Raw genomic sequence first — 8,564 nt, 5'->3', positions numbered from 1 at the left:
AGCGGAACTGGATCTTCGGGTTGTGCTTCGACAGCACCTTCGTGATCGCCGCCGTGAGCGTCGTCTTGCCGTGGTCGATGTGCCCGATCGTCCCCACGTTCACGTGCGGCTTGCTGCGATCAAATTTCTCTTTCGCCATATTCGTCTCTCTCTCGAGATTTCCTACAAAACCGTTACTTGCCGCCCTGCGCCTTGCCGATGATCTCGTCGGCGACGTGGCGCGGCACTTCCTCGTAGCGCGCGAAGTGCATGGAGTACTCGGCGCGGCCCTGGGTGGAAGAGCGCATGTGGGTCGCGTAGCCGAACATCTCGCTGAGCGGCACGATGGCCTTGATGACCTGCGAGCCGGCGCGGTGTTCCATGCCCTCGATGCGGCCGCGGCGCGAGCTGAGGTCGCCCATGATGGTGCCGGCGAAATCCTCCGGCGTGACCACTTCCACCGCCATCACCGGCTCGAGCAGCACGGGGCTGGCCCTGCGCGCGGCTTCCTTGAACGCCATCGAGCCGGCGATCTTGAACGCCATTTCGTTGGAGTCGACGTCGTGGTAGCTGCCGTCGTAGAGCGTGGCCTTGACGTCGACCATGGGATAGCCGGCGAGGATGCCGCCCTCGAGCGCTTCCGCGATGCCCTGGTTGACGGGCTTGATGAACTCTTTCGGGATGGAGCCGCCGGTGATCTCGTCGACGAACTCGTACCCGAGGCCGGGGTTGGGATCGAGGTAGATCTTGGCGTGGCCGTACTGGCCGCGTCCGCCGGTCTGCCGGATGTACTTGCCTTCGGCTTCGGCGTGCTTGCGGATGGTCTCGCGGTACGCCACCTGCGGCTTGCCGACGTTGGCCTCGACCTTGTACTCGCGCATCATGCGGTCGACGATGATCTCCAGATGGAGCTCGCCCATGCCGCTGATGATGGTCTGGCCGGAATCGGGATCGGTGTGGACCTTGAAGGTGGGGTCTTCCTGCGCGAGCTTGCCGAGCGCGACGCCCATCTTCTCCTGGTCCGCCTTGGTCTTGGGCTCGACTGCGACCGCGATGACCGGGGTGGCGAAGGTGATGGACTCGAGCGCGATGGGGTGCTTGTCGTCGCAGATGGTGTCGCCGGTCGAGATGTTGCGGAGGCCGACGGCGGCGCAGATGTCGCCGGCGCCGATCTCGGTGATCTCTTCGCGCTTGTTGGCGTGCATCTTGAGCAGGCGGCCGATGCGCTCGGTCTTGCCGGTGCGCGGGTTCAGCACGGAGTCGCCCGACTTCAGCACGCCGGAGTAGATGCGAAGGAAGGTGAGCTGCCCGACGAACGGGTCAGCCATGATCTTGAAGGCGAGGCCGGCGAAGGCCTCGTTGTCGGCGGTCTTGCGGGTGATGGTCTCGCCGTTATCGGGGTTCAGGCCGGTGATGGTGGGGTTGTCGATGGGCGACGGCAGGTAGTCGACGACGGCGTCGAGCAGCGGCTGCACGCCCTTGTTCTTGAACGAGGTGCCGACGAGCACCGGAAAAACCTTCAGGCTGATGGTGGCGGCGCGCAGGGCCCGCTTGACCTCTTCGGCCGAGATCTCCTCGCCCTCGAGGAACTTGTGCAGCAGCGCGTCGTCGGTCTCGGCGACGGTCTCGATGAGGAGCGCGTGCGCGGCTTCCGCCTTCTTCTTGAGGTCGGCGGGGATCTCTTCGACCACGTACTCGGCGCCGAGCGTCTCGTCTTTCCAGATGATGGCTTTCATCTGCAGCAGGTCGACGACGCCCAGGAACTTGGCTTCGGAACCGATGGGGATCTGGATGGCGACGGGCTTGGCGTTGAGGCGCTTGCGGAGGGTGTCGACGGCGTGCTCGAAGTCGGCGCCCATCTTGTCGATCTTGTTGATGAAGCAGATGCGCGGGACGCCGTACTTATCGGCCTGGCGCCAGACCTTCTCGGACTGCGGCTGGACGCCGTGGACGGCGTCGAAGAGGGCGACCGCGCCGTCGAGCACGCGCAGCGAGCGCTCGACTTCGGCGGTGAAGTCGACGTGGCCCGGGGTGTCGATGATGTTGATGCGGTAGTCCTTCCACTGGCAGGTGGTGGCAGCGGAGGTGATGGTGATGCCGCGCTCCTGCTCCTGCTCCATCCAATCCATGGTGGCAGTGCCTTCATGGACCTCGCCGATGCGGTGCGTGCGACCGGTATAGAAGAGGATGCGTTCGGTCGTGGTCGTCTTGCCGGCATCGATGTGCGCCATGATGCCGATGTTGCGACAACGCTCGAGCGGGACGGTGCGCGTCACTTTCTTCCCCTGTGCCGATTTTTCGAGAACTTCAGCCATTTTGTTTCTGCCGGGGCTCAAGCCCCGAAATCCCATTTCCTTTACGCGGCCCTGAAGGGCCGCTCTTCCACCCTTACCAGCGATAGTGCGCGAAGGCCTTGTTGGCTTCCGCCATGCGGTGAACGTCTTCCTTCTTCTTGATCGCGGCGCCGCGCCCGTTGGCGGCGTCGAGCAACTCGTTGGCGAGCTTGTCGGTCATGCCCTTCTCGGCGCGGCCGCGCGAATAGCTCAGCAGCCAGCGGATGGCGAGCGAGGTGCGGCGGTCGGGATTCACTTCGACTGGCACCTGGTAGTTCGCGCCACCCACGCGGCGCGACTTCACTTCGAGCACCGGCTTGGCGTTCTCCACGGCTTTCTTGAAGAGCGAGAGCGCGTCGGAGCCGCCCTTCTGCTCGAGCTGCTTCATGGCGGTGTAGAAGATGTTCTGCGCGGTCGACTTCTTGCCGTCCCACATCATCGAGTTGACGAACTTGGTGACGAGGGTGGAGTTGTAGACCGGATCGGCCGCCACTTCCCGCTTCGCGATATGTCCTTTTCTCGGCATGTTGTTCCTCTAGATCGTTACTTGGGGCGCTTGGCGCCGTATTTCGAGCGGCTCTGCTTGCGGCCGGCGACGCCGACGGTGTCGAGCGTGCCGCGCACGACGTGGTAGCGGACGCCGGGGAGATCCTTCACGCGGCCGCCGCGGATGAGCACGATGGAGTGCTCCTGCAGGTTGTGTCCGACGCCGGGGATGTAGGTGGTGACCTCGATCCCGTTGGTCAGGCGGACGCGGGCGACCTTGCGGAGCGCCGAGTTCGGCTTCTTGGGCGTCTGGGTGTAGACGCGCGTGCAGACGCCGCGCTTCTGCGGGGAGCCCTGGAGCGCGGGGCTGGCCGTCTTGTACTTCGGCGAGGAGCGACCCTGTTTCACCAGCTGATTGAACGTCGGCAAAGCTGTTCTCCTTATTCCTATGCGCACACACACGCGCGGCAGCGGCTTGATCCCCGCTTACGGACTGGATAGGCCGCGCAATGCCAGCGCGCCACACCATGCTTCCCGCGCACACGCGGTGCGCCGGAATCTCTTCGGACCTATGTGAGTTGGCCTCCGACGGTGGCCCACGGGATGTGGAGCTCCGTATCGTCAGCCTTCGCCTGCATACCCCGCCGGGGCGGGTAGCGCAGGCCTGTTTCAGCGAGGGAGCCCTCGTAACGGATCGCGCTTACGGCTCTAACCTTGTCGACCCTGGGGCTTGACTACCGGTACAGCAACAGGCACGCCAAACGTGACTCGCGGAACCTCACTACTATAGCAACCGGCGCGGAAAGTCGTCAACCGCGCGACCTGCCGGAAAGGGGTTTTTCTTTTGGTTCGCCGGGCGCGCGCGCGGGCGGCGGGCGTGTTCGGCGAGCGAGTGGTATTGCCGAAACCGCGGGCAGCATCTACACTCGAACCTCCCCACCCCAGCGACTGTGGTGGTCGAATTGTGCCGCCGAGGGCCGTGGAGCCCGCGGCGGGGAGGAAGCATGTACCGGTTTTCCCGCTCTTATCTTCTCATCCTGGGTTCTCTGCTGGCGGCGCTGGTGCTGGCCGGCTGCGGCGGCGGCGGCAAGAAGAAGGGCCCCGGACCGGTCACCACGGTGACCATCTCGCCCACGCCGACCGCGTCGGTGGACAACGGCAACACCATCCAGTTCGGCTCCACGGCAAAGGATGCCGCGGGCACGGTCGTCTTCGGGACGGCGACGTGGGCTTCCAGCAACCCGAAGGTGCAGATCTCCAACAACGGCTTGGTATGCGCCGGGACGTGGGACTCGTTGACGACGCCGGTGGTGTGCACCCCGGTGCCGGCAGCGGACGTCCCGTTGACGACCAACATCACGGCGACCATCGACGGAGTGACCAGCGCGGCGACCACGCTGTTCGTGCACCTGCACATCGATAACATCACGCTCACACCCAACATCGCCTATCCCGCTTGCAAGTCGCAGGGACAATCGCAGCAGTACACCGCGACGGCGTTCAGCGGCGGGGCCGACATCACCGCGAGCGTCGGCACGTTCAATTTCGTCGTCCTGGACGTGAACGTGGCCACCATCGCGAGCGCGGACCAGCCCGCCGGGCAGCCCGGCAACCAGATCACCGCCAAGGCGAAGAACCCGGGCATGACCACGCTGGTCGCCAGCAACTCGGGCACGACGAGCGTGGCGGCGAACTTCACGACGTGCGGCCCGGCGACCATCTCGCTGCACGTGCAGGGTTCCACCGACACGGCGTTCACGATCGCGAACACCGCGACCAAGCAGCTCGCCGCCGACGTGAAGGACCAGAACGGCACCACCATCACCGGCCTGGCCCTCACATACACCAGCAGCGTGACCCGAACGGCGACCGTATCGACCTCGGGCCTCGTGAGCGGTGTGACCGCGGGGCAGTCCACCATCACCGCGTCCTGTTCTCCGCCGACCTGCAATCCCGGAGTCAACATCCCCATCTACAGCAACCCGGTGGTGGCGACCGTGACGGGCACGGCGCCGACGAACGTGGTGTACGTGACCAGTTCGGAGTTCACGACACAAACGCCGGTGGTGCTGCCGATCACGGTGAGCGGAAACACGGTGGGCACGCCGATCGTCATGCCGGATATAACCATCGGCGGCGTGACCAGCAAGCCGATCCCGAACTCGATGTTGGCGAGCCTCGCCGGCACGCGGCTGTTCATCGGCACGAGCAAGGGGCTGGTCGGCATCGACACCGGGACCAACTCCGTGGTCGGGACGATCACGAACGTTCCCGGGCGCGTCATCAGCGTCTCGCCCAACGACGCCAGGGTCATCGTGAGCGACGGCGTCAACAACAAGACGTACGTCTACGACCTGATGGCCAACACCTTCGACACGCTGACGGGCGCGGCGACCGCCGCCGCCTGGACCAGCGACAGCCTGAAGGCCTACATCGTGGTGGGCGGGACGCTCTACCAGTACTCGACCGCGGCCATCTCGCTGCGCACCATCGCGATGGGCGCGACGGGCAGCGACGTGGCCAGGTTGCCGGGCTCGCAGTTCGCTTACATCGCGACCACCGCAGGCGCGCTCGACGCGCGCGCGACCTGCCGCAACGACTCGACGTATGCGCCGGAGGGCGGCGTGACCTCCGAAGCCGGCCAGCAGTTGCTGCGAGGCATCTCGCTCAATACCGGCACGGCCGCAAGCGTCAGGATGCTGGACGCCGGACCGACGCAGATGACCGTGGATACGCCAACGATCGCGGCGCCCCCGGCCGGGATCTGCCCGCCCGGGATCACCTCGAGCGCCAGCTCGGCGAGTTGGGGCGTCACGCTGGTTCCGCGGCAGCTCATCGCGCTGCCCGACGGCACCAAGGCGTACCTGACCAGCGACCAGACGGCGCTCTACGCGTACAACGTCGGCGGCAACAGCACCTTCTCCATCGCGACGGGCGGCGCCGCTACCTTCACCGGCGGCGCGCTCACCGATGGCACCAAGGTGTACGTGGGGGGCACGGACGGCGCGGTGCACGTGATCGACACCGCGACCGACCTGCAAGGCGCCCTGATCCCGATCAACTTCAACGGCACCACGGCCTGCGCCGGGACGGTGTGCCATCCGGACCTGGTCGTCGTCCGGCCGTAACCCCAACCGCAGCAGGAAGCCCTCGCCGCGGCGAGGGCTTCTTGCCGCGCGCTCACTCAGCTCGCGGCGGGCAGGTCCTTGGCGACGGCGTCGAGCACGCCGTTGATGAAGTGCACCGCCTCGGGCGACGAGAACTTGCGCGCGACTTCCAGGTACTCGTTGATGACGACGGGGCGCGGGGTGTGCGGGTAGCCGAGCAGCTCGGCGACGGCGGCGCGGAGCACGTTGCGGTCGACCGCCGCCATGCGGTCCACGCGCCAGTGCGCGGCGTGGCGCTCGATGCGCTCGTCGATCTCGGGCGCGCGCTCCTGCGCGATGCGGAACAGGTCGTCGGCAAAGCCCTTCACTTCCTGCTCCACGTCCTTGCGCTCGCCCCAGAAGGTCTTGCGGACGTGCTCGCCGGTCTGCTTGCCCATGTCGAGCTGGAAGAGCATCTGGAGAGCGAACTCGCGGGATTTGCGGCGCGTGCCCATGTCTGCGGTCAGTATAAAGAAGATGGTCGCGGCAACAGAGTTGGCTCAGCCGCGCTTGCGCGGATGGCCGTGCTGGTCGAGCACGCGCTCCACGGTGCGGTGGAGGTCGTTGAGCCGCGGCCGGGCGCGGCGCTCGCGCTGCGTGGCCGGGTCGAAGTCGTGGCGCTTGTCGTGGCCGGCGCCCGACTTGCGGATTGCCTTGCGCAGCGACGCCATCTCGATGGCGGTGAGCGCGGCTTCGGCGCCCTTGTTGCCGCTCTTCAGGCCAGCGCGGTCGATGGCCTGCTCGAGCGTGTCGCAGGTGAGGACGCCGTAGGCGTGCGGGATGCCGGTCTCCTGCGCGGACTGCCCGATGCCGCGCGTGACCTCGGTCGAGATGTGCTCGTAGTGCGTGGTGTCGCCGCGCAGGATGCAGCCGAGGCACAGGATGGCGTCGAAGCGGTGCGTCTCGGCGAGCTGGCGGGCGGCGATGGGGATCTCGAAGGAGCCGGGGACGCGCACGAGCTCGATGTGGTGGTCGTCGGCGCCAGCGCGGCGCAGCGCATCCAGCGCGGAAGTCAGAAGGCGCTCGGTGATGAACTCGTTGAAGCGCGCGACCACCACGCCGAAGCGCAGGCCGCGGGCGTCGAGATGGCCGCTCGCGCCCGGGTGCTTGGCCTTCGGCGGCGCTTCCGGCTTGTACTTCTTGGTCATTGAAAAACCAAACCTACCACAGAGGCACAGAGACACAGAGGATTCAATCCCATTCGCTTTTCTCTGTGACTCTGTGTCTCTGTGGTGGACTTTCTACTTTCCCTTGAACGCCGCCGCGCGCTTTTCCAGGAACGCGCTCGTCCCTTCCTTCTTGTCCTCCGTCGCGCAGGCGACGGCGAACAGCGTGGCTTCGAGGAACAGGCCTTCGGCGAGCGGCATGTCGAGCCCCTTGTTCACCGCTTCCATGGTGTACTGCACGGCGAGCGGAGCGTTGGCGATGATCTTCTGCGCGATGGCTTCGGCGCGCGGCAGCAGCTCGGCGGGCGCGGTGACTTCGTTCACCAGCCCGATGCGGTGCGCTTCCTGCGCGCCGATCATCTCGCCGGAGAGCAGGAGCTGCATCGCAAGCCCGCGGCCGACCAGCCGCGGCAGGCGCTGCGTGCCGCCGTAGCCCGCCATGATGCCGAGCTTCACCTCGGGCTGGCCGAGCTTGGCGTTCTCCGAGGCGAGGCGGAAGGTGCAGGCCATCGAGAGCTCGCAGCCGCCGCCGAGCGCGAAGCCGTTGATGCAGGCGATGACGGGCTTGCCGAGGTTCTCGATGAGGTCGAGCACGGCCTGCCCCTTGTGGGTGTAGGCCTTGGCGGAGACGGGATCCTGCTTGTTGAGCTCGCCGATGTCGGCGCCGGCGACGAACGCCTTCTCGCCCGCGCCGGTGAGGATGGCGACGCGGACTTCGGCGTCGTCGCGGATGTCGGTGAAGGCGTCGCGCAGGTCGGTCATCACCTGCATGTTGAGCGCGTTCAGCTTGTCGGGCCGGTTGACGGTGACGTAGGCGATCGAATTCTTCTTTTCGAATTTCAGCGTCTGGAAGTTCATTGCATGCCTTTCAGCGCGGCGTCCTGCGGAACCGGCTTCTCCGGGTTCGACCAGTCGTAGAAGCCCTTGCCGGATTTCTTGCCGTACCAGCCGGCGAGGACGAGGCGGCGCAGGAGCGAGGGCGAAGCGAAGCGGCGCTCCTTGAACTCGTCGAACATGACGTGCGTGATGTAGTAGGTGGTGTCGAGGCCGACGAAGTCGAGCAGGGTGAAAGGCCCCATCGGGTAGCCGCAACCGAGCTGCATCCCCTTGTCGATGTCCTCGACCGAGCCGACCCCCTCCTCGTGCGCCCGGATGGCGTCGAGCAGGTAGGGCACCAGCAACCGGTTGACGATGAAGCCCGAATTGTCGCGGGCCTGCACCGGCTCCTTGCCGATCGCCTTGCAGAACGCGGTGACTTCGGCGAGCGCCGCCTCGTCGGTCAGCAGCGTGCGGACGACCTCGACCAGCTTCATCACCGGCACCGGGTTGAAGAAGTGGAGGCCGACGAAGCGGTCCGGCCGCCGGCTGGACATGGCGAGCTGGGTGACGGTCAGCGACGAGGTGTTGCTGGCGAGAATCACCCCCTCCTTCGCGACCGCGCCGACCGCGGCGTA

General features: G+C 66.2%; 8 protein-coding genes. 1 reads left to right on the top strand and 7 read right to left on the bottom strand.

The window, feature by feature from the left end; translation table 11 throughout:
• Window positions 1–173: 173 nt before the first annotated feature.
• From fusA to rpsL, 3 genes are all read right to left on the bottom strand, one after another.
• Window positions 174–2,294, bottom strand: a complete 2,121-nt coding sequence (gene fusA / locus VLA96_07185; protein HSE48975.1) for an elongation factor G — start codon at window positions 2,292–2,294, stop codon at window positions 174–176.
• Window positions 2,295–2,367: 73 nt separating this feature from the next.
• Window positions 2,368–2,838 (bottom strand): 30S ribosomal protein S7, encoded by a 471-nt coding sequence (rpsG, locus tag VLA96_07180; protein HSE48974.1) that lies wholly within the window; start codon window positions 2,836–2,838, stop codon window positions 2,368–2,370.
• Between the two features lie 17 nt (window positions 2,839–2,855).
• Window positions 2,856–3,227 (bottom strand): 30S ribosomal protein S12, encoded by a 372-nt coding sequence (gene rpsL / locus VLA96_07175; GenBank protein ID HSE48973.1) that lies wholly within the window; start codon window positions 3,225–3,227, stop codon window positions 2,856–2,858.
• A 575-nt stretch (window positions 3,228–3,802) separates the two neighbouring features.
• Between rpsL and VLA96_07170 the strand changes: the two genes are divergently transcribed.
• Window positions 3,803–5,926 carry a hypothetical protein gene (locus VLA96_07170; GenBank protein HSE48972.1) on the top strand — a complete coding sequence of 708 codons (2,124 nt, stop codon included), beginning with the start codon at window positions 3,803–3,805 and terminating at the stop codon, window positions 5,924–5,926.
• Window positions 5,927–5,982: 56 nt separating this feature from the next.
• Here the strand turns inward: VLA96_07170 and nusB are convergent, their stop codons facing one another.
• From nusB to VLA96_07150, 4 genes are all read right to left on the bottom strand, one after another.
• On the bottom strand, window positions 5,983–6,399 hold the full coding sequence (nusB, locus tag VLA96_07165) for a transcription antitermination factor NusB (protein ID HSE48971.1): 417 nt from the start codon (window positions 6,397–6,399) through the stop codon (window positions 5,983–5,985).
• Between the two features lie 45 nt (window positions 6,400–6,444).
• On the bottom strand, window positions 6,445–7,092 hold the full coding sequence (gene ribH, locus VLA96_07160; GenBank protein ID HSE48970.1) for a 6,7-dimethyl-8-ribityllumazine synthase: 648 nt from the start codon (window positions 7,090–7,092) through the stop codon (window positions 6,445–6,447).
• 93 nt (window positions 7,093–7,185) lie between these two features.
• Window positions 7,186–7,968, bottom strand: coding sequence for an enoyl-CoA hydratase-related protein (locus VLA96_07155; GenBank protein HSE48969.1), 783 nt, complete (start codon window positions 7,966–7,968; stop codon window positions 7,186–7,188).
• A partial coding sequence (locus tag VLA96_07150; GenBank protein HSE48968.1) for a 3-hydroxyacyl-CoA dehydrogenase family protein occupies window positions 7,965–8,564 on the bottom strand: 600 nt, incomplete at its 5' end. The genes VLA96_07155 and VLA96_07150, both read right to left, overlap by 4 nt.

The organism is Terriglobales bacterium (assembly GCA_035457425.1).
Lineage (GTDB): Bacteria > Acidobacteriota > Terriglobia > Terriglobales > Acidobacteriaceae > JACPNR01.
This window is presented reverse-complemented; position numbering and strand designations above follow the sequence as displayed.

Coding starts and splice junctions, on each gene's coding strand:
- ribH (HSE48970.1), bottom strand. CDS start 7,092: ATGACCAAGAAGTACAAGCCGGAAGCGCCGCCGAAGGCCAAGCACCCG.
- fusA (HSE48975.1), bottom strand. CDS start 2,294: ATGGCTGAAGTTCTCGAAAAATCGGCACAGGGGAAGAAAGTGACGCGC.
- rpsG (HSE48974.1), bottom strand. CDS start 2,838: ATGCCGAGAAAAGGACATATCGCGAAGCGGGAAGTGGCGGCCGATCCG.
- nusB (HSE48971.1), bottom strand. CDS start 6,399: ATGGGCACGCGCCGCAAATCCCGCGAGTTCGCTCTCCAGATGCTCTTC.
- VLA96_07155 (HSE48969.1), bottom strand. CDS start 7,968: ATGAACTTCCAGACGCTGAAATTCGAAAAGAAGAATTCGATCGCCTAC.
- VLA96_07170 (HSE48972.1), top strand. CDS start 3,803: ATGTACCGGTTTTCCCGCTCTTATCTTCTCATCCTGGGTTCTCTGCTG.